Origin of the sequence: Microbispora sp. NBRC 16548 (assembly GCF_030268985.1) — a bacterium.
GTDB classification, from domain to species: domain Bacteria; phylum Actinomycetota; class Actinomycetes; order Streptosporangiales; family Streptosporangiaceae; genus Microbispora; species Microbispora catharanthi.
The window spans coordinates 1-255 of sequence record NZ_BSSF01000126.1 but is presented as its reverse complement, the minus strand read 5'-3'; the positions used below and the strand labels follow the sequence as shown (position 1 = coordinate 255).

General features: G+C 66.7%; 1 protein-coding gene. It reads left to right on the top strand.

Annotated elements, in window-relative coordinates; all coding sequences use genetic code 11:
* Nucleotides 1–255: ATP-binding cassette domain-containing protein (locus tag QSK36_RS43335; protein WP_285786468.1), on the top strand; the 255-nt coding region annotated here is incomplete at both ends.

Here is a 255-nt window from a genome sequence, read left to right as displayed (position 1 = left end):
CCGGGAAGTCCACGCTCATCAAGATCTTGTCGGGTGCTCATGCGCCGGATGAGGGGGAGGTGTTGCTGGACGGTTCGCCGGTGCGGCTGGCGCCGCCGACCGCGGCGATGGGCCACGGCATCGCCACTATTTATCAGGAGCTCGACCTGGTCGACGGGTTGAGCGTGACGGAGAACATCTTCCTGGGCCATGAGATGGCCAGCTTCGGGTTCTCCCGGCGGGCCGAGGCCGATCGGGCGACGGCTGAGTTGCTGG